Consider the following 21,933-nt stretch of genomic DNA (forward strand, 5'->3'; position numbering starts at 1 on the left):
CGGTGACCGGGCCGGGGTGGTGGTGGCGGCGGTGAACGGGCCGGGGTCCACGGTGGTGTCCGGGCCGCCGGAGGCGGTGGCGGAGGTGGTCGCGGCGGTGGAGGCCGGCGGTGGCCGGGCCCGGCTGGTCGAGGTGGACTACGCCTCGCACCATCCGCAGGTGGACGACATCGCCGAGGACCTGGCGGCGTTGCTGGGAGAGGTCACGCCGGTGGCCACGGACATCGCGTTCTACTCGGCGGTGGCCGGTGGCCGGGTGGAGTCCACCGGGTTGGACGCGGCGTACTGGGTGGAGAACCTGCGGCGTCAGGTGAGGTTCGCCGCGGCGGTGGAGGCGGTACTGGCCGATGGCTACCGGGTCCTGGTGGAGACCGGTCCGCATCCGGTGCTGAGCCTGGCGGTGCAGGAGACCGCGCAGCGGCTGGAGGTGCCGGTTGCCACCGTGCCCACCCTCCAGCGCGACCAGGGCGGCCCCGCCCAGCTGGCCAGGGCGCTGGCCCAGGCGTTCACCGCCGGCCTGCCGGTGGACTGGAAACCCTGGTACGGCATCGAACCCGGCACCGCCCCCACCCCACCCGTCCTCGACCTGCCCACCTACCCCTTCCAACACCAGCACTACTGGATCGACCCCGCCACCATCGGCGGCTCCACCGACGCCCGCGGTCTGGGACTCGCCGCCACCGACCATCCGCTGCTCGGCGCCGCGGTCCGGCTCGCGGTGAGCGAGGAGACCGTGCTGACCGGGCGGATCTCCCTCGCCGGCCACTCCTGGCTGGCCGACCACTCGGTCGCCGGTTCGGTGGTCCTGCCGGGCACCGCCTTCGTCGACCTGGCCGTCCGGGCGGGGGACGAGGTGGGCTGCGACCGCGTCGAGGAACTCCTGCTGGAAACCCCCTTGGTGCTCCCCGACGACGGCGCGCTCCTGCTCCAGCTCGTCGTCTCCGCGCCGGGCCAGGACGGCAGCCGCACGTTCACCGTGCACACGCGCCCCGAGCACGAGGACACCGCCGGCCGGCCGTGGACCCGGCACGCCAGCGGCACCCTCACCACCGGCGCCCGGCCGGACGACTTCGACTTCACCCAGTGGCCACCGGCCGGCGCCGAACCGGTGCCCCTGCACGGCCTGTACACCGGCCTGGCCGAGGCCGGCTACGGCTACGGCCCCGCGTTCCGCGGGCTGCGGGCCGCCTGGCGCCGCGGCGACGAGGTGTTCGCCGAGGCCGCGCTCGCCGAGGAACTGCACGACCGGACGGCGGGATTCGGCCTGCACCCCGCCCTGCTGGACGCCGCGCTGCAGGCCGCCGGCGTCGGCCGGGGCGACGCGCTCGACGGGCCGATGCTGCTGCCGTTCGCCTGGAACGGCGTGTCGCTGTACGCCACCGGTGCCCGCGCGCTGCGCGTCCGGCTGGTGCCGCACGGCGACGCGGTGTCGCTGAGTGTCGCGGACCCCACGGGCCGTCAGGTCGCGTCCGCCGAGGCGGTGACCTCCCGCCCGGTCTCCCCGGAGCAGCTGAGGCGGGTCGACCCGGGGATCGACTCCCTCTACCGGGTCCACTGGACCGCCGCCGGGCCCGGGCCCGAGGCGCCCGCCGATGCCCGCTGGGACGTCGTCGGCCCCGACGGGCTCGGCGTCACCGACCTGCTGGAACGCGCCGGACACCTCGGCCGCACGTTCCCCGGCCTGGCCGAGCTGGCGCGGTCCGGCGACGACGGCCCCCGGCCGGCCGACGTGGTGGTGCTGCCCTGCGCGCCGGTCGGCGCGGACCCGACCGAGGCCACCCCGGAACTCGCCGCCGTGGTCCACGAGGAGACGGCGCGGCTGCTCGCCGTCGTCCAGCACTGGCTCGCGGACGAGCGGTTCGCCGACTCCAGGCTGGCGCTGGTCACCCGCGGCGCCCAGTCGACCGGTGGCGACGAGCGCGTCGCCGACCTGGTGCACGCGCCCCTGTGGGGCCTGGTGCGCTCCGCTCAGATCGAGAACTACGACCGGCTGGTGCTGGTCGACCTGGACCACACCGACCGGGACGCGGCCGCGCTGCTGCCGCGGGCCCTCGCCGTCGCGCTCGGAACCGGTGAGCCGCAGGTCGCGGTACGCCGTGGCGAAGTGGTCGTCCCGCGCCTGGCCCGGCTCGACCGGGAGAGCGCCCTCACCCCGCCGGACCTGCCCGCCTGGTGCCTGGACGGCACCGGCCCCGGCGGCCCGGACGGCCTCGCCCTGGTACCCCGCCCCGAGGCGGCCGCCCCGCTGGAGGAGGGGCAGATCCGCATCGCGGTACGGGCCGCGGGCCTGCACCTCGACCACGTCCCGGCCGGCCCCGGCCTGCCGGGCGACCTGGAGACGATTGGCCGCGAAGGGGCCGGGGTGGTCACCGAGACCGGGCCGGGGGTCACCGGGCTCGCCCCCGGCACCCGGGTGATGGGAGTCTTCCGGTACGCGCTCGGCCCGCTCGCGGTCGCCGACCACCGGAGCGTGGTGCCCGTCCCCGCCGACTGGTCCCATGCCCGTGCCGCCGCCGTGCCGCTGGCGTTCACCACCGCCTACCACTGCCTCGCGGACCTGGCGGAGGTACGGGCGGGCGACGTGGTGGTCGTCCACGCGGCGGACTCCGCCGTCGGCAGCGCCGCCGTGCAACTGGCCCGGCACTGGGGAGCGGAGGTCCATGCCATCGCCGCCGAGGGCGACCGGGACGCCCCGCGCGCCCTCGGCCCGGACGACGACCCGTCGGCCGGCTCCCCGGCCCGCGACCTCGCGGACCGGGTGCGCGCGGCCACCGGGGGCCGGGGCGCGGACGTGGTGCTGGCCGCGGCCGACGGGCGGTCCGCGGACGCCGGGCGCCTGCTGCGCCCCGGCGGCCGGCTGGTGGCCCCGCCCGGCACCGGCCGCGAACCCGGGGCGGCCACCGGGCCCGGCCCGGCGCGGACCGGCGAGATCCTCGCCGAGGTCGTGGACCTGATGGAACGGGGCGTGCTGACCCCCCTCCCCGCGCGGTGCCGGGACCTGCGCCTGGCCGCCGACGTCTTCCGGGACCGGGAGCGGACCGGATCCCCCGGCACGACCGTGCTGACCCTCCCGGCGCCCCTGGACCCCGAGGGCACCGTCCTGATCACCGGCGGCACCGGCACCATCGGCGGCATGCTCGCCCGCCACCTGGTCACCGCGCACGGCGCCCGGCACCTGCTGCTGCTCAGCCGGCAGGGCGCCGCCGCGCCCGGCGCGGACGCGCTGCGCGCCGAACTGGCCACCGCCGGCGCGCGGGTGACCATCGCGGCCTGCGACGCCGCCGACCGCGAGGCGCTGGCCGCGGCCCTCGCGGGCATCCCCGCCGAGCATCCGCTGACCGGCGTGGTGCACGCCGCGGGCGTGGTGGACGACGGCACCGTCCCGTCCCTGACGGCGGAGCGGCTGCACACGGTGCTGCGGCCCAAGGTGGACGCGGCGGTCAACCTGCACCAGCTGATCCGCGCGGACGACCTCGCGATGTTCGTGATGTTCTCCTCGACCGGCGGCCCGGCCGGAGCGGCAGGCCAGGGCAACTACGCGGCGTCGAACGCCTTCCTGGACGCCCTCGCCCAGGACCGCCGGGCCGCCGGACTGCCGGGGCAGTCGCTCGCCTGGGGCCACTGGGAGCAGACCAGCGGCACCACCGGCGGCCTGGGCGCACGCGACATCGCCCGGATGGAGCGTTCCGGCGTCCGGGCGCTGACCTCGGAACAGGGCCTCGCACTGTTCGACGCGGCCGGGCGCCGCCCCGAGAGCCTGCTGATGCCCGCCCGGCTGGACACCGAGGTGCTGCGGGGCCTGGCCGGTGCCGGGGTCCTGCCGCGCATCCTCAGCGGCCTGGTCGCGGCGGCCCCGGTGCGGCGCGCGAGCGCGGCGGAGCGGCACCCGGCCGGGGACGGCCCGTCGGCGGCGGAACACCTGGCGGGCCTGCCGGCGGCCGAGCAGAGCCGCACCCTGCTGGAGCTGGTGCGCCGCAACGTGGCGGCCGTGGTGGGGCTCGGCGACGCCCGCGCGGTGGACCCGGCCCGTTCCTTCAAGGAGATCGGCTTCGACTCGCTGACCGCGGTGGAACTGCGCAACCGGCTCAGCCAGGCCACCGGCGCCAAACTGCCCCCCACCCTCGTCTTCGACATCCCCACCCCGGCGGCGCTCGCCGAGCACCTGCGGGAGCAACTGGTCTCCCGCGGACCCAGCGGGTCCGAAGTCCTCATCGACGAACTCGACCGGCTGGAGGACCACGTCGACCTGCTCGTCGACGACGCCGGACGGGACGCGGTGACGGCCCGGCTCGAAGCACTGCTGGCGCGGTGCCGCCGGAAACCCGCCGCGCAGCAGGACGAGGGCGTCGCGGAGCGACTCCAGGACGCCTCCGCCGACGACGTGCTGCGGTTCATCGACTCCCACCTCGGAAGGGCCTGAAAGAGGACTGCCATGGCGAACCAGGAACAACTGGTCGAGTACCTCAAACGGGTCGCGGCCGACCTGCACGAAACCCAGCAGCGCCTCCGGGAGGCGGAGGCCCGGGACCGGGAGCCGATCGCGATCGTCGGCATGGCCTGCCGGTTTCCCGGCGGGGCGGACAGCCCGGAGGCCCTGTGGGACCTGGTGTCCGCGGGCCGTGACGTGATCTCCCGGATACCCGACGACCGGGGCTGGGACCCCGGCATGTTCAACGACTCCGGCGACACCGGCACCAGCCATGTGCACGAGGGCGGGTTCGTCGACGACCTGGCCGCCTTCGACGCCGACTTCTTCGACATCTCGCCGCGCGAGGCCCTGGCGATGGACCCCCAGCAGCGCCTGCTGCTGGAGACCGCCTGGGAGGCCGTCGAACGCGCCCGCATCGACGTGACGTCCCTGCGCGGCAGCGAGACCGGTGTCTTCGTCGGCGGCAGCACCGTCTACTACGCCGGCACCGGCGCCGGCGCGCCGGAGGACGTCGCCGGATACATGGCCACCGGGCTCGCCGCCAGCTCCATGTCCGGACGCATCTCCTACGCGTTCGGGCTCGAAGGCCCCTCCTTCACGGTGGACACCGCCTGCTCCTCGTCCCTGGTCGCCCTGCACCTGGCGGTGCGCGCGCTGCGCAAGGGCGAGTGCTCGCTGGCCCTGGCCGGCGGGGCGTGCGCGATGCCCACCCCCGGCACGTTCCTGGAGTTCAGCAAGTTGAACGGGCTGGCCACCGACGGCCGGTGCAAGGCGTACGCGGCGGCCGCGGACGGTTTCGGCCCCGCCGAGGGCGTGGGCGTGCTGCTGGTGGAACGGCTGGCCGACGCCGAACGCCTCGGCCATCCGGTACTCGCCGTGATCCGCGGCTCCGCCATCAACCAGGACGGCGCCTCCAACGGCCTCACCGCGCCGCACGGCCCGGCCCAGGAACGCGTCGTCCGCCAGGCCCTGGCCGACGCCCGGTTGTCCGCCCGGGACATCGACGCGGTGGAGGGCCACGGCACCGGCACCTCACTGGGCGACCCCATCGAGGCCCAGGCGCTGATAGCCGCCTACGGCCGGCGGCGCGCCGGCGGCAGCCCGCTGTGGCTCGGCTCGGTGAAGTCCAACATCGGGCACACCCAGGCCGCGGCCGGCATGGCCGGCGTCATCAAGATGGTGCACGCGCTGCGGCACGGCGTCCTGCCGCGCACCCTGCACGTGGACGAACCCACCCCCCAAGTCGACTGGTCCGAGGGCACCGTGCGGGTGCTGACCGAGGAACGGCCGTGGCCCGAGACCGGCAGCCCCCGCCGGGCCGGCGTCTCCTCCTTCGGCATGAGCGGAACCAACGCCCACGTCATCCTCGAACAGGCCCCGCCGGTCGGCGAGCCCGCACCCACCGCCGAGCTTCCGGTGGTCCCGTGGCTGTTGTCCGGGCGGGGCGAGGCGGCGCTGCGGGCCCAGGCGGCCCGGCTGCGGGACCACCTCGCCGAGCGGCCGGACACCTCCCCCACCCGGGTCGGGGCCACCCTGGCCGGCGCGCGGGCCGCGCAGTCGCACCGCGCCGCGGTGGTCGCCGCGGACCGCCGGACGCTGCTGGCCGGGCTGGCCGCACTGGCCGACGGAACCCCCTCGGCGCACCTCGTCACCGGCGTCGCGTCCCCCGGCACCACGGCGTTCGTCTTCCCCGGCCAGGGCTCGCAGTGGACCGGCATGGCGCTCGCCCTGATCGACGACTCCCCGGTGTTCGCCGAGCACTTCCGCGCCTGCGCCGAGGCGGTGGAGCGGTACACCGACTACAGCGTGGAGGCGGTGCTGCGCGCCGAGCCGGGCAGCCCCGGCCTGGAGCGGGTGGACGTGGTCCAGCCCGTGCTGTGGGTGGTGATGGTGGCCCTGGCCGAGCTGTGGCGCTCGCACGGCGTGGAACCCGCCGCCGTCGTCGGCCACTCCCAGGGCGAGATCGCGGCGGCCTGCGTCGCGGGCGTGCTGTCCGTGCGGGACGCGGCCCGGGTGGTGGCACTGCGCTCCCAGGCCCTGCGCGAGCTGTCCGGCCGGGGCGGCATGGCCTCCGTGCCGCAGCCCGCCGAACAGGTCGCCGCGCACCTCGAACGCTGGGCGGGCCGGCTGGGCGTCGCCGCCGTCAACGGGCCCTCCGCCACCGTGGTCTCCGGCGACGCCGACGCCCTGGCGGAACTGCTGGACGGCTACCAGGCCGCGGGGGTGCGCGCCAAACGGGTGCCGGTGGACTACGCCTCGCACTGCGCCCACGTCGACGCGCTGCGCGACCGGCTGCTGGCGGCGCTCGCGGACGTCGAACCGCGGCCCGGCACCGTCCCGCTGTTCTCCACCGTCACCGGCCGGCGCATCGACGGCACCGAGATGGACGCCGACTACTGGTACGCCAACCTCCGCCGCCAGGTGCGCCTGGACCAGGCGCTGCAGGCGCTGCTGGACGACGGGCACAGCGTGTTCGTCGAGTGCAGCCCGCACCCCGTCCTCACCGTCGGGGTGCAGGAGACCCTGGACCTGGCGAGCGCCAACGCCACGGCCGTCGGCACCCTGCGCCGGGACGAAGGCGGCTGGGACCGCTTCCTCACCGCGCTGGCGCAGGCCCATGCGCACGGCGCGACGGTGGACTGGGGCCGGGTGTTCCCCGCGGACACCCGCCCCGTGGACCTGCCGACCTACGCCTTCCAGCGCCGGCGGTTCTGGCTGGACGCCATGGCCGACGGCAACGGCGACCCGGCCCGGCTCGGCCTCGACCCGGCCGCCCACCCGCTGCTCGGGGCCGTGACCGTGCTCGCCGACGGCGGGGAGGCCGTGTTGACCGGCCGGATCGGGCTGGACACCCACCCGTGGCTGGCCGACCACGCGGTGGCCGGGGCGGTGCTGGTGCCCGGCGCGGTGTTCGTGGAACTGGCCGTCCGGGCCGGTGACGAGGTGGGCTGCGACCGCATCGAGGAACTGGTGCTGGCGAGTCCGCTGGTGCTCCCCGAGCACGGCGGCGTCCAGGTGCAGCTCGTGGTGGACCGCCCCGGCGGGGACGGCAGCCGCGCCCTGAACCTGTACGCCCGCCCGGCGGGGACCGACGACGCCTGGGTGCGGCACGTCACCGGCACGCTGGCGGCCGGCCCGCCCGCCGAGCCGTTCGACCTCACCCGGTGGCCGCCCGACGGCGCCGAACCGGTGCCCGTGGACGGCTGCTACGACCGGCTCGCCGAGAGCGGCTACGACTACGGTCCCGCCTTCCGCGGCCTGCGCGCCGTCCACCGCCGCGAGAACGAGATCTACGCGGAGGTCGTCCTGCCGGAGGGGCAGCGCGGGCAGGCCGCCGCCTACGGCCTCCACCCCGCTCTGCTGGACGCCGCGCTGCACGCCGGCGGGCTGCCCGAGGTACGCGGCGGACAGGGCCGGATGGCGCTGCCGTTCGCCTGGAACGGCGTGTCGCTGGTCGCCTCCGGCGCCGAACTGCTGCGGGTGCGGCTGGCGCCGGCCGGCGACGACGGCTTCTCCGTCCGGGCCACCGACGCCTCGGGGCACCCGGTGTTCTCCATCGACTCGCTGGTGGCCCGGCCGTTCACCGCCGCGCAGCTCCCGGCGGACGCCGGACAGGGCACCGGCGACGCGCTCTTCCGCGTCGGCTACCCACCGTTCACGCCTTCCGGCACCGGCACCGAAGCCGGCACCGAGGACTGGGCCGCGGTCGCCGCCGGCACCGCGGCCACCTGCCACGGAGTGCGCGCCTACCCCGGCCTGGACGAGCTGGCCGCCGCGGTGGACGCCGGGCTGCCCGCCCCGCCGGTGGTCCTGCTGCCCCGCCATCCGGTGCCGCACGAGGGGGACCTGCCCGGCGCGGTGCGCCGGGCACTGGACGAGACGCTGCACACCGTGCAGCGGTGGCTGGCCGACGAGCGGTTCGCCGCCTCCCGGCTGGCGGTGGTCACCCGCGGCGCGGTGGCCGCCGCCGAGGGCGAGGACGTCACCGACCTGGTCCACGCCCCGGTGTGGGGTCTGATCCGCTCCGCGCAGTCCGAACACCCGGACCGGCTGGTCCTGGTGGACCTGGCGGGCCTGGGGGACGAGCGGGAGCTGCCGGCGGGGGTGGCCGCCGCGGTGGCCGAGGGCGAGCGGCAGATCGTCGTCCGGGACGGGACGGTGCGGATCTCCCGGCTGGCGCCCGCGGCCTCCGACGGCGCCCTCGCCCTGCCGGACGCCGCCCACTGGCGGCTGGGCATCGACGGCCCCGGCACGCTGGACGGCCTGGCGCTGACGGCGGCGGCGGAACCCCCGCCGCCGGCCCCCGGACAGGTCCTCATCCAGGTCCGCGCCGCGGGCGTCAACTTCCGCGACGTGCTGATCGCGCTCGGCATGTACCCGGGCGACGGGACGTTCCGGGGCAGCGAGGGCACCGGGGTGGTCCTGGCGGTCGGCCCGGACGTGACCTCGGTGGCCGCCGGCGACCGGGTGACCGGCCTGTTCCAGGGGGCCTTCGGCGCGACCGCCGTGGCGGACGCCCGCACCGTCGTGCCGGTGCCGCCGGGCTGGACCGACCAGCAGGCGGCGGCCGTACCCATCGCGTACGTGACCGCCTGGCACGGGCTCGTCGGCCTCGCCGGCCTCCGGGCCGGCGAGTCGGTCCTCATCCACGCCGCGGCCGGCGGCGTGGGGATGGCCGCCGTGCAGATCGCCCGCCACCTGGGCGCCGAGGTCTACGCCACCGCGAGCCCCGGCAAGCACGCCGCGCTGGAGGCGATGGGCGTCGACGCCGCGCACCGCGCCTCCTCCCGCGACCCGGACTTCGAGAACGCCTTCCGCGCCGCCACCGGCGGCCGCGGCGTCGACGTCGTCCTCAACAGCCTCACCGGCGAGCACATCGACGCCTCGCTGCGGCTGCTGGGCGATGGCGGCCGGTTCGTCGAGCTGGGCATGACCGACCTCCGCGACCCCGCGCGCCTCGCCGCGGACTCCGGAATCCGCTACCACGTCCTCGACCTCGGAGAACCGGGGGAGGACGGCATCGGCCGGATGCTGACCGAGATCCTCGACCGGTTCGGACGCGGCGAGCTGACCCACCCTCCGGTCCGCGCCTTCGACACCCGGCGGGCCCGGGACGCGTTCCGCCTCATGAGCCGGGCCGCCCACGTGGGGAAGATCGTGCTGACCCACCCGAGGACGCCGGACCCGGACGGCACGGTCCTGATCACCGGCGGCACCGGCACCCTGGGCGGCCTGGTCGCCCGCCACCTGGTGGCCCGGCACGGCGTCCGGCACCTGCTGCTGGCCGGCCGCCGGGGCGCTGCGGCGCCCGGCGCCACCGCCCTGCGGGACGAACTCGCCGGGCTGGGCGCCACCGTGACCGTCGCCGCCTGCGACGTCGGGGACCGCGGACGGCTCGCCGAACTGCTGGCCGGCATCCCCGCCGCACACCCGCTGACCGGCGTGGTGCACTGCGCCGGCGTCCTCGACGACGGCATGGTCGGCTCACTGACCACCGAGCAACTGGCCCGGGTGCTGCGGCCGAAGGCCGACGCCGCGCTGCACCTGCACGACCTCACCAGCGACGCCGACCTGGCGATGTTCGTGCTGTTCTCCTCCGTCGTCGGGGTCAACGGCAACCCCGCGCAGGCCAACTACGCCGCCGCCAGCACCCTGCTGGACGCCCTGGCCCAGCACCGCCGGGCGTCCGGGCTGCCCGGCCAGTCGCTGGCCTGGGGAATGTGGGAGGAGACCAGCCGGCTCACCGGCGCCATCGACGGCGGCGGCCTGGAACGCATCCGCAAGGCCGGCATGCTCCCGCTGCCCACCGGGCAGGCGCTGGCACTGTTCGACCGGGCGCACGCCCTGGGCGACGCGCTGCTGATCCCGTTCCGGCAGGCCGCGCCGGCCCCCGGCGGCGGTCCGGCCGCCGGCCGGGCCCGGACCCGCCGGGTGGCCGACAGCGGCGCGGCGGGCACCGCCGGCCCGTCGCTGGCGGACCGGGTCACCGCACTGCCGGAAGCGGAACGCGACGGCTGCGTGCTGGACGCGGTGTGCGCGCACATGGCGGCCGTCCTCGGCCACGACTCCGCCGACGAGATCGCCCCCGACCGGACGTTCAAGGAGCTGGGCTTCGACTCGCTGACCGCCGTGGAGCTGCGCAACCGGCTGGCCGCCGTGACCGGTCTGCGGCTGCCCGCCACGCTCGTCTTCGACTTCCCCCATCCGCAGGCGCTCGCCCAGCACCTGCGGGCGCAGATCGTCCCGCCCGTCGACCCGCTGGAGAGCAGGGTCCGGCAGTTGCTGGCCGCCGTCCCGCTGCGGCGCCTGGAACAGGCCGGTCTGCTGGAGGCCCTGCTGGCGCTGGGCGAGCAACCGGACCCGGACGCGGACGCCGACGCCGACGACGGGGCGCCCGAGCCGGTCGGCGCGGCCCCGGAGCGGACGACGGACCGGAGCGCCGCCGACATCGCCGCCATGGACCTGGAGGAACTGGTCGACGCGGCCCTGCGCAACGGGGGGTCCTGAGGTGTGCCGTCGCTTCGGAGGAAGGTCGTGACCGTGGCCGACAACAGGATCGTCGAGGCGCTGCGCACCTCGCTGCTGGAGATCGAGCGGCTCCGCAAGGAGAACGAGGAGCTGCGCGCGGCGTCCCGTGAGCCCGTCGCGATCGTCGCGATGGCCTGCCGCTACCCCGGGGGTGTCGAGTCGCCGGAGGACCTGTGGACGCTGCTGACCGAGGAGCGGGACGCCATCGGCGGCTTCCCCGACGACCGGGGCTGGGACCTGGCGGGCCTGTGCGGGCCGGACGCCGACCCGGCGGTCCGCAGCGGGGTCACGGAAGGCGGTTTCCTCCGCGACGCGGGCGCGTTCGACCCGGCGCCCTTCGGGATCACCCCCGGCCAGGCGTCGGTGATCGACCCCCAGCAGCGGCTGCTGCTGGAGACCTCGTGGGAGGTGTTCGAACGGGCCGGGATCGATCCGCTGTCCGTCCGCGGCCGCCGCTACGGCGTCTTCATGGGCACCACCGGCCAGGACTACACGCCGAACCTCTCCGGTGTCCCCGACGAACTGCTGGAGGACATGGGCGCGGGCAGCACGGCCGCCGTGCTCTCCGGCCGCATCGCCGGAACCTTCGGCCTCGAAGGGCCCACGGCCACCATCGACACCGCCTGTTCCAGTTCCACCGTCGCCCTGCACCTGGCCTGCCAGGCACTGCGCAACGGCGAGTGCGCCATGGCGCTGGCCGGCGGCGTCGCCGTGATGTCCAGCCCGAACCGGTTCCTCGGGTCCGGCCGCGGGATAGGGCTGGCCGTCGCCGCCCGCTGCCGCTCGTACGCGGACGGAGCCGACGGCATGGCCTTCGCCGAAGGCGCCGGCGTGGTGCTGCTGGAACGGCTGTCCGCCGCCCGCGCGCACGGGCATCCGGTGCTCGCCGTGGTCCGGGGCGGCGCGATCGGCCAGGAAGGCGGCGCCAGCGGCCCCAACACCCCGAACGGACCGGCCCAGCAACGGCTGATCAGACGGGCGCTGGCCGCCTCCGGGCTCGAGCCGCACGAGGTCGACGTGGTCGAGGGCCAGGGCACCGGCGGCCTGCTCAGCGACGCCATCGAGGCGCAGGCGCTGGCGTCCGTCTACCGCCAGGGCCGGCCCGCCGACCGGCCGCTGCTGCTGGGGTCGGTGAAGTCCAACCTCGGCCACACCCAGGCCGCCAGCGGCATGGCCGCACTGATCAAGCTGGTCCAGGCGATGCACCACGGCATCGTGCCGCGCTCCCTGCACTCCGAGGCGCCGTCACCGCACATCCGCTGGGAGAGCGGCCGGATCCGGCTGGCCGGGGAGACCGTCCGCTGGCCCGGGACGGACCGGCCGCGGCGGGCCGGGGTGTCCTCGTTCGGGTTCGGCGGCACGACCTCGCACCTGATCCTGGAGCAGGCCCCACCCGGAGCGCCGGTGCCCGCGCCCCCGCCGCCGGACGAGGGGCGGGGACCGGCCGCCGCCGGTGTGCTGCTGTGGCCGGTCTCCGGCTGCGGCCCCGACGCGCTGCGCGGACAGGCGGCCCGGCTGCTGGACCACCTCGACCGGCGGCCCGGACTCCGGCCGGCGGACGTCGGCCTGTCGCTGGGCACCTCCCGGGCCGCGCTGCGCCACCGCGGCGTGGTCGTCGGCACGAGCCACCGGGAACTGCTGGACGGGCTGCGGGCGCTGGCCGAGGGAAGGCCCTCGCCGCGGGTGGCCGAGGGAGCGGTCGGACGCCGGCACCGACTCGTCGTCCTGCTCACCGGTGACACCCTCGCCCCCGGCACCGGCAAGGAGCTGTACGACGCCTTCCCGGCGTTCGCCGGCGCGTTCGACGAGGTCTGCGCCGGGCTCGACGCCCACCTGGGGACGCCCGTCCGGGACGCGATGTTCACGGCCGGCCCGGCCCCCGCGACCGGTCCCGGCCCGGCCGGGGCCTTCGCGCTCCAGGTGGCCCTGTTCCGCCTGATCGAGTCGTGGGGGGTGCGCCCCGGCGCCGTCCGCGGGCACGGGGCCGGCCGGCACGCCGCCGACCACCTCGGCGGGCGGCTGGCGCTGCCCGCCGCGTGCGCGGCGCTGACCGGCCCGCAGGACCCGGCGGACGCACCGCGGGACTTCGCCGCCGAGGCCCGCGCGCTGGCCCGGGACGGCACGGTCTACCTCGAACTCGGCGGCCACCGGCTGGCCGGGCTGCTGGCCGGCGAGGGGCTGCCCGCGGTGGCCGTGCTGCGGCCCGGTACCGGGGAGGTGGCCGCCGCGACCGCCGCGCTCGCCCGGGCGCACGCCCACGGCACCGCGGTGGACTGGCAGGCGGTGTTCGCCGGCACCGACGCCCGGCGGGTCGAACTGCCCACCTACGCCTTCCAGCGCGCCCGCTACTGGCGCGCGGCGTTCGACCTGGGCGGGACGCACCGGATACGGGCCGGCGAGCGGCCGTGACGGCCGGCCGGCGGCCCGGCGGTCACGGCCCTCCCGGCCGGGGCCGCACCGCCCCCTCGGTCGCGGCGGAGGCGGTGGGACCCGGGCCGGCACGCGGCGCTCCGGCACCGGCGGCCGTGGTGCCGCGCGCGTACCCGGCGCCGCCGCGGGCGGTCAGGCGGCTCCGGCCGCCGGGGCGCCCAGCCGCACGGGCAGCCGGGTGAGCTGCCGGACGCCCGGAACCGGACGCCAGGTCAGCTCCCGCTCCGGCACCGCCAGCTCCATCTCGGGGAAGCGGCCGAACAGCGCCCGCAGCGCGATCTCCACCTCCTGGTCGGCCAGCCGGGCCCCGAGGCAGTAGTGCGGCCCCCGCGAGTAGGCGACATGCTGCGTGTCGCCGGTCCCGGGCGGGCGGGTGACGTCCAACCGCTCGGGGTCCGGGAAGTGCCGCGGATCGTGGTTGGCGGCCCCCTGCACCGGCAGCACGGTGTCGCCCCTGCGGATCAGCGTCCCCGCGATCCGGACGTCCTCCGTGGCGTACCGGGGCTTGGCGAAGACCATCGAACCGCACCAGCGCAGCAGTTCCTGGACGGCTCCCGCCATCAGCTCCGGCTCGCTCCGCAGGAGCGCGAGCTGGTCGGGGTGGGTGAGCAGGGCGAGCACGCTGTTGCCGATGACACCGGAGGTCGTCTCGTGCCCGGCGACCATCAGATGGAACACCATGGTGACGAGCTCCCGGTCCGACAGCAGCCCGCTCTCCCCGCTCCGCGCCCGCACGAGCGCGGTGATCAGGTCGTCGGTCGGCTCGGCCCCGCGCCGCTCGGCGAGTTCCCGGATGTAGGCGGTGGACTCGGTGAGCACACGCTGCAGCCGCAGGGCGTCGGTGTAACCCTCGCTCCAGGCCCGCCACATCTCCCGGTCCTCGGCCGGTACGCCCATCAGTTCGCAGATGACCGCTATCGGCAGCCGGTGGGCGAAGTACTCGACGAGGTCGACGGTACCGCCCGCGGCGTGCCCGGGCAGCGCGTCGACCAGTTCGTCCGTCAGGGCCCGCACCCGCGGCCGCAGGGCGGAGATCCGCCGGCCCGAGAACGCCCGTGCCACGAGTCTGCGCAGCCGGGTGTGGTCCGGGGGGTCGAGCTGGGTGATGGCCTCGGAGAGGTGGGGGACCAGGTCCTCGGCCAGCCCCAGCCAGCGCAGTGACCGGGCGTGGTGGTCGGTGGTACTGCCCGGGACCGACCGGGAGTTGTTGACGAAGCGCCCGTCGGTGAGCACGAAGCTCACATCGCGGTAGCGGGTGACGATCCAGACGTTCCGCCCGTCCGCCACCCGCCCCAGCGCGACGGGCGTCTCCTCCCTGATGCGCCCGAAGCCGCGGTACGGATCGGCGGTCAGTTCCGGGGCGTTGACGGTGATCGGGCACCGGCCCGGCTGCCCGGGGCGCGCGCAGCCGGTCACCACGCCGCACCCGGCCGCTGCGCCACGGCGGCGCGCCGCCTCCGCGGGCCCGGACGGCCGCGGCGGGGGCTCGGCGGCGGGGGAGCTGTCGGTGTCATCTTCGGGCCTTCCCTCGTCGGCCATCGGGACGTGAGCGGCGCCGGGCGGGTCTGCCGGGGAAGGCCGTGCCGGCGGGTGCCCGCGGTACGCCCCCTGCCGCCCAGGCCGGTCCGTGCGGAGATGATCGGCCCCGCGGCTAAAGCGGGCCTGTCACCCGGGCCGGCCCCCGGCGCGGCCGGCCGGCGGGCGAACGGTCGGGCGGGCCGGCTCCCGGAGCCACCGGCGCGCGGACGGACGGGGCGGCCGAGCCGACGGGCCGGCGGACGGACGGGCGGGCGAGCGGGCCGCCGGAGCCGGCGGAAAGGTCCGCCTAAGCGGCCCCGGCGAGGATGGACCCCCGCTGCGGGGTCGTCTCATCCTGCGTTTCCCGTTCCGGTGCCGCTGCTGCCCCGCCGGCCGACGTGGAGGCCGGCGGCCCGGCGATGTGGAGAGGCAGGGAGGACACGTTGATCAACGAGCGGACCCGCAAGAAGATCGCCCGTGAACACAGCCGGCGCCTGAACGCGGGCGACGTCGACGCGCTCCTGGAACTGTACGCGCCGGACGCCGCGTTCGAGGACCCCGTCGGCGCCGGCCGGCGGACCGGCCACCGGGCGCTGCGCGAGCACTTCGGGACCGCGGTGGCCGGGCACCTCCGGGAGACGGTCGAGGACACCGTCGTCGGGCAGGACGGCGCACACGTGCTGTCCCGGATCACCGCGGTCATGGACTACCACCCCCGCGGCCCGGTGTACGCCGAGCGCGGCTGGCTGCCCGCACCCGGGGCCGCGGAGCCGTCCGCGCTGCGCTGTCACCACGCCCTGCTGCTCCGCGTCGGGGAGTCCGGGCTCATCGAGGACATGCGGGCGTACTGGGGCCGGCCCGACCTGGAGGTGTCGGCCGGCGGCCCGGCGGGACCGTTCCGCGGTCCGGCGGACATCCCGCCCGCCGAGGCGGCCCTCCGGCAGCTCCCCTACACCTACGCCCGGCGGCTGGAGGCGGGCGACGTGGCGGGGACCGTCGCCCTGTTCTCCGACGACGTCGTCTTCGAGGACCCGGTGGGCCGGATGAAGCTGCGCGGCAAGGAGGCCCTGAGCAGCCATGTGGCGCACGGCTCGGCGGGCAAGGTGAACGAGATCCTGGGCCGGCCGGTCTCCTCGATGGACGGCCGGTTCGTGGTGATCCGCGGGGACGCGCGGATCTTCGTGCCGGAGAAGATGCGCATGCGCATGATCACCATCTGCGAGCTGGACGAGGAGGGCCTGGGCGTCCACATCCAGGGCTTCTGGGGGATCACGGACACCACCTTCGGGGACGCCGTGCCCGACCCGGGCCGCTGACCCCCGGCCCGGCGCCGGGCCGGCGGCCGGAACGGAAAGACGCACTTAAGTCGTCCGGGACACCCTCGTGACGGGTGTCCGCGGCGAACGCCGCACGCCGCGACCGGCGAGCCCGCTCCGAAGGGACTTCGTGCCATGACCACACCGACACGTGCCGTCGTGCTGGGCGGCGGCTGGGCCGGCATGCTGACCGCCCATGTGCTCGCCCGTCACCTGGAATCGGTGACCGTGGTGGAGCGTGACGTCCTGCCCGACGGGCCCCACCACCGCAAGGGACAGCCCCAGGCACGCCACGTCCACATCCTCTGGTCCAGCGGCGCGGGCATCGTGGAGAAGCTTCTGCCGGGCACCGCCGACCGGCTGGTGGCGGCCGGTGCCCGCCGCATCGGCTGGCACCGTGACCTGGTGACCCTGACCGCCTCCGGCTGGCAGTACCGGTTCCCGGCCACCACGTACACCATGATGTGCACCCGTCCGCTGCTGGACTGGGTGGTCCGGGACGCGATCCTGGCCGGCGGCCGCATCGAGGTACGGCAGGGCACCGAGGTCGTCGACCTGGTCGGCGACCGCACCCGGGTCACCGGGGTGCGGGTGCGCGACGCGGACGGCGGCGACCCCGGCGTTCTGGAGGCCGATCTGGTGGTGGACGCCACCGGCCGGGCCTCGCGGCTGGGACGGTGGCTGGCGGACCTCGGCATGCCGGCCGTCGAACAGGACCTGGTCGACGCCGGCGTCGGATACGCGACGCGGATGTTCAAGGCGCCCGAGGGCGCGACCGGCGCCTTCCCCGCCGTGATGGTCGCCGCCGACCACCGCACCCGGCACCCCGGCCGCTTCGGGGTGGTCTACCCCCAGGAGGGCGGGCGCTGGCTGGTCACCCTCACCAGCACCCGCGGCGCCGCGCTGCCCACCCAGGAGGACGAGTTCACCGGCTTCGCCAAGATGCTGCGGCACTCGATCATCAGCGACCTCATCGGCGCGGCCGAGCCGATCAGCCCGATCTTCTCCTCGCACTCGGGAACCAACCAGCGCCTGTACCCCGAGCGCATGCCGCACTGGCCGGAGGGGCTGCTGGTCATCGGCGACTCGCTGGCGGCGTTCAACCCCGTCTACGGCCACGGGATGAGCGCGGCCGCGCGCGCCGCCGAGGCCCTGGACGCCAAGCTGGCCGCGGACGCCCTCGGCAGCGGTGGTACCCGGGAGGTCCAGCGGGCCTTGGGCGAGGTGGTCGACGACCCGTGGATCATGGCCGGGCTCAAGGACATCCAGTACGTCAACTGCCGCATCCGGACCGGTGACCCGCGGCTGACCGACCCGGACACCCCGGAGCGGCTGCGGTTCGCCGACTTCGTCGCCGACCTGTCGATCCGCTCCCCGAAGGTCAGCGAGGTCGCCACCAACGTGCTCAGCCTGAACACGCCGCAACAGGCCCTGGGCGACTCCCGCTTCCTGTCCCTGCTGCGGACCGACACCCGGTACCCGGAACTCACCGAGCCGCCGTTCCGCCCGGGCGAGCTGGAGATGGTGGGGCTCAAGCCGTCCGGCATCGCCGCGCACGGCGTGCTCGACGGACCCGACTGACCGACCCCGCACGAGCAGGCACTCCCGCCTGCGACACCACACCGAGAGAGGTACTGCTGTGGAACCCGTCGAAGAGCCCACCCCCGACCCCCGGCTGGCCGAACCGCTCGCGTCCGCGACGCCGGAGGAACGCGAAGCGCTGCTGCGGGAGCTGGTGCTCCAACTGGCCGCCGAGATCCTCGAAGCTCCCGACCTGGACGACGAGAGCAACTTCGTGGAGACCGGACTCACCTCGCTGCGGGCCCTGCAACTGTCCAAGGGGCTGATGAACGACACCGGGATCGAGGCCCCGCTCGTCGCGATCGTCGAGCACCCCACCCCCAGCCTGCTCGGCAAGTACCTCGCGGAGGCCTACGAGGCGGACGCGGACTGACCCCGCCGGGGCGCTCGGCGCCGTCCGGCCGGACACCCAACTCGTCCTGTCTCCGGGAGGCAAGGGATTTCCGCCATGAAGCTGTCCGTTTCCGTGGACCACGGGGTGACGCTGCGGCTGCGGCACCGGCCGGGCCGCGACGGCCGGCCGTTCCTGCTGCTCCACGGACTGCGGTCGAACGCCCGGATGTGGGACGACGTCGCCGGCCGGCTCGCGGCCGCCGGCCACCCCGTCTACGCGCTCGACATGCGCGGGCACGGCGACTCCGACCTGCCGGAACACGGCTACGACAACGCGACCGCCGTCGCGGACCTCGTCACCGTCTGCCGCGAACTGCCTCTCGCCGGCGCCCTGGTCGCCGGCCACTCCTGGGGCGGGAACCTCGCGGTCCGGCTCGCGGCCGAACACCCCGGAACGGTGGCCGGGCTGGCACTGGTGGACGGCGGCTGGATCACCCATGTCGACCCCTCGGACACCATCCCGGCCTGGGAGAAGGTCGCCGAGATGCTCACCCGGGCGCACTCCCAGGCCTCCGGCGTGACCGCGGAATCCGTCCGGGAATCCCTGCGCGGCCTGCACCCCACCTGGTCCGAGGCCGCCGTCGAGGCAGGTCTCGCCGACCTGGTGGCGGGCCCGGACGGGCTGCTCGTCCCCCGGCTGCCGCTGGAGCACCAGCTGTCGATCGTGGCGAGCATGTGGGAGGACCCGCCGGCCCGCTGGTACCCCGGCGTCACGGTGCCCGTCACGCTGTTCATCTCGCTGCCCTCGCACGCGCCCGCGCTGGCCGGCCTGGTGCGCGGCTGGGTGACGGACATCCAGGCGGCGATACCGCACGCGGACTCCCGCTGGTACCCCGGAGCCGACCACAACCTGCACGCGGACCACCCCGCCCGGGTGGCCGACGACCTGCTCGACCTGGCGAGCACCGTGGACAAGCCGGCCCCGGAGAGGTCCTGACATGGCGAACGACGAGGGCAAGCTCCTCGACTACCTCAAGCGCGTGACGGCCGACCTGCGCGAGGCGCAGCGCCGGCTCAAGGACGCCGAGTACGCCCGCCACGAGCCCGTCGCGATCATCGGCATCGGCTGCCGGTTCCCCGGCGGCGTCGGCTCCCCCGACGACCTGTGGGACCTGGTGGCCGCCGGCCGCGAGGGCATCGGCGGACTGCCCACCGACCGGGGCTGGGACCTCGACGCGCTCTACGACCCCGAACCCGGGCACTCGGGCACCAGCTACGCGCGCGGCGGCGGCTTCCTCTACGACGCCGGCCTGTTCGACGCCGGATTCTTCGGGATCGGCCCGCGCGAGGCGCTCACCATGGCCCCGCAGCAGCGGCTGGCGCTGGAGGTGACCTGGGAGGCGATCGAGCACGCCCGTATCGACCCGCACAGCCTGCGGGGCAGCGCCACCGCCACCTACCTCGGCTGCGACGGCCTCGACTACTTCCTCAACTCCCTCCAGGTACCCGAGGGCACGGCGGCCCATCTGACCACCGGCAACTCGCCGAGTGTGGTCGCCGGGCGGGTCGCCTACACCCTCGGACTGGAAGGCGCCGCGGTCACCCTGGACACCGCGTGCTCCTCCTCGCTGGTCGCCATCCACCTGGCGTGCCAGGCGCTGCGGCGGGGAGAGGTCACCCTGGCCCTGGCCGGCGGGGTCTGCGTGATGTCCTCGCCCGCGCCGCTGGTCGGCTTCAGCGAGATGCGGGCACTGGCCCCGGACGGGCGCTCCAAACCCTTCTCGGCGGACGCCGACGGCATGACCCTCGCCGAGGGGGCCGGGGTGGTGCTGCTGGAGCGGCTGTCGGACGCCCGCCGCCACGGGCACCGGGTGCTGGGCGTGATCCGCGGCTCCGCCATCAACGAGGACGGCGCCAGCAACGGGTTGACGGCCCCCAACGGCCCCTCGCAGCAGCGCGTCATCGAGCAGGCGCTGGCTGACGCCCGGCTGACACCCGCGGACGTGGCGGCGGTCGAGGCGCACGGCACGGGCACCAGCCTCGGCGACCCGATCGAGGCCCGGGCGCTGCTGGCCGCCTACGGCCGGGACCGGCCGGAGGGGCGACCGGTGTGGCTGGGGTCGGTGAAGTCCAACATCGGCCACACCCAGATGGCCGCCGGCGCCGCGGGCGTGATCAAGATGGTCATGGCGCTGCGCCACGAGACCCTGCCGCGCTCGCTGCACATCGCCGAGCCCAATCCCCACGTGGACTGGAGCGGCGGGGTGCTGCGGCTGCTGCGCGAGCCGGTCCCGTGGCCGCGCGCCGCGCAGCCCCGGCGGGCCGGTGTGTCCTCCTTCGGTTTCTCCGGCACCAACGCGCACCTGATCATCGAGGAGGCACCCGGCCCCGAAGCCGCCCCCGGGGCGGCCGGCGAGCGGCCGCCGGACCGGGTCACGCCGTGGGTGGTGTCGGCCCGCGACGCCAAGGCGCTGCGCGACCAGGCCCGGCTGCTGCTGCGGGCGACGACCTCCGCCGACGACCGGGAGACGCTCGGCTGGACGCTGGCGACCACCCGGGCCACCTTCGCGGACCGGGCGGTGGTCACCGGCCGGGACACCGGCACGCTGCGGGCCGGCCTGGCCGCCCTGGCGGCCGGGGAGGACCATCCGGCGCTGGTCCGGTCCGGCGCCGGGGGGTTGTCGTCGGGTGGTGTGGTGTGGCTGTTCTCCGGACAGGGCAGCCAGCGGACGGGGATGGGCGCCGGACTGTACGAGCGGTTCCCGGTCTTCGCCGAGGCCTTCGACGAGGTGTGCGCGCTGCTGGACGGGCAGCTGGAACACCCGCTGCGCGAGGTGGTGTTCCGCCCCGGCCCCGGACAGGCCGGGCTGCTGGACCACACCACCTACACCCAGGCCGGGCTGTTCGCCCTCCAGGTGGCCTTGTCCAGGCTGCTGACCGCCTGCGGCGTGCGGCCGGACGCGGTGATCGGCCACTCCGTCGGCGAGATCGCCGCCGCGCACGTGGCCGGAGTGCTGTCCCTGCACGACGCCTGCCGGCTGGTGGCCGCCCGCGCCACCGCGCTGGGCGCGCTGCCGCCCGGCGGTGCCATGGCAGCCCTGGAGGCCACCGAGGAGGAAGCCGGACACCTCCTCGCCCCCCACGGCGGCCGGCTGGCCATCGCCGCCCTCAACGCCCCCGGCAGCACCGTGGTCTCCGGACCCGCCGACCTCGTCACCCAGGTCATCGAGGCATGGAAGGAACGCGGCCGCAAGGCCAAGGCCCTCCCGGTCAGCCACGCCTTCCACTCACCCCTGATGGACCCCGCCCTGGACGGCTTCGCCGCACACCTGCGCGACCTCGACCTGCGACCGCCACGGATCCCACTGATCAGCAACCTCACCGGGAACCCGGCCGGAGCGGAGATCACCAGCACCGACTACTGGGTGGCCCACGTCCGCCGGCCCGTCCGGTTCCACCCCGCCATCACCCACACCGCCCCCCACACCGCCGTCTACCTCGAAATCGGCCCCGACCCCGTCCTCATCCCCGCCACCCAAGCCACCCTCGACACCCACCCGCACACCCACCCACACGCCCACCCGCACGCCCACCCGCACGCCCACCCGCACGCCCACTCTCCCGCCCACCCGCCTCAGCTCATCCCCACCCTCACCCACACCCGACCCGACACCCACGCCCTCGCCCACGCCCTCGCCCGACTCCACACCCACACCCCCACCCCCCTCGACTGGCGCCCCTGGTACACCCACCCCACCCCACCCCCCACCACCGACCTCCCCACCTACCCCTTCCAGC

8 protein-coding genes and 1 pseudogene are annotated in these 21,933 nt (G+C 76.0%); 8 read left to right on the plus strand and 1 reads right to left on the minus strand.

The genetic code is table 11. From position 1 onward, the window contains the following. Positions 1–22 precede the first annotated feature (22 nt). From ACH4B3_RS33695 to ACH4B3_RS33705, 3 genes and pseudogenes are all read left to right on the plus strand, one after another. Positions 23–4,420, plus strand: a pseudogene (locus tag ACH4B3_RS33695) (SDR family NAD(P)-dependent oxidoreductase); the annotation flags it as partial. Between the two features lie 12 nt (positions 4,421–4,432). After that, the gene (locus ACH4B3_RS33700; protein ID WP_398469512.1) at positions 4,433–10,936 is read left to right on the plus strand and encodes an SDR family NAD(P)-dependent oxidoreductase; all 6,504 of its coding nucleotides are present in this window, start codon (positions 4,433–4,435) and stop codon (positions 10,934–10,936) included. Positions 10,937–10,963: 27 nt separating this feature from the next. After that, complete coding sequence (locus ACH4B3_RS33705; protein WP_398469514.1) at positions 10,964–13,366, plus strand: type I polyketide synthase; 2,403 nt, start codon at positions 10,964–10,966, stop codon at positions 13,364–13,366. A gap of 153 nt (positions 13,367–13,519) precedes the next feature. Here ACH4B3_RS33705 and ACH4B3_RS33710 read toward each other — a convergent pair whose 3' ends face one another. Then, positions 13,520–14,803 (minus strand): cytochrome P450, encoded by a 1,284-nt coding sequence (locus tag ACH4B3_RS33710; protein ID WP_398469516.1) that lies wholly within the window; start codon positions 14,801–14,803, stop codon positions 13,520–13,522. Between the two features lie 545 nt (positions 14,804–15,348). Between ACH4B3_RS33710 and ACH4B3_RS33715 the strand changes: the two genes are divergently transcribed. The 5 genes from ACH4B3_RS33715 to ACH4B3_RS33735 all read left to right on the plus strand — a co-directional run. Continuing rightward, positions 15,349–16,221: a nuclear transport factor 2 family protein gene (locus ACH4B3_RS33715; RefSeq protein WP_398469518.1), complete on the plus strand. Its 873-nt coding sequence runs from the start codon at positions 15,349–15,351 to the stop codon at positions 16,219–16,221. Positions 16,222–16,356: 135 nt separating this feature from the next. Further along, positions 16,357–17,802, plus strand: a complete 1,446-nt coding sequence (locus ACH4B3_RS33720) for an NAD(P)/FAD-dependent oxidoreductase (protein WP_398469520.1) — start codon at positions 16,357–16,359, stop codon at positions 17,800–17,802. Between the two features lie 58 nt (positions 17,803–17,860). Next, positions 17,861–18,175, plus strand: coding sequence for an acyl carrier protein (locus tag ACH4B3_RS33725; RefSeq protein ID WP_398469522.1), 315 nt, complete (start codon positions 17,861–17,863; stop codon positions 18,173–18,175). Positions 18,176–18,250: 75 nt separating this feature from the next. Beyond that, positions 18,251–19,132 carry an alpha/beta fold hydrolase gene (locus tag ACH4B3_RS33730; RefSeq protein WP_398469524.1) on the plus strand — a complete coding sequence of 294 codons (882 nt, stop codon included), beginning with the start codon at positions 18,251–18,253 and terminating at the stop codon, positions 19,130–19,132. Between the two features lies 1 nt (position 19,133). Beyond that, positions 19,134–21,933, plus strand: a 2,800-nt coding sequence (locus ACH4B3_RS33735; protein WP_398469526.1) for a type I polyketide synthase, incomplete at its 3' end; no start/stop codon positions are given.

This window comes from Streptomyces sp. NPDC018031 (genome assembly GCF_044327625.1).
Taxonomy (GTDB): Bacteria; Actinomycetota; Actinomycetes; order Streptomycetales; family Streptomycetaceae; genus Streptomyces.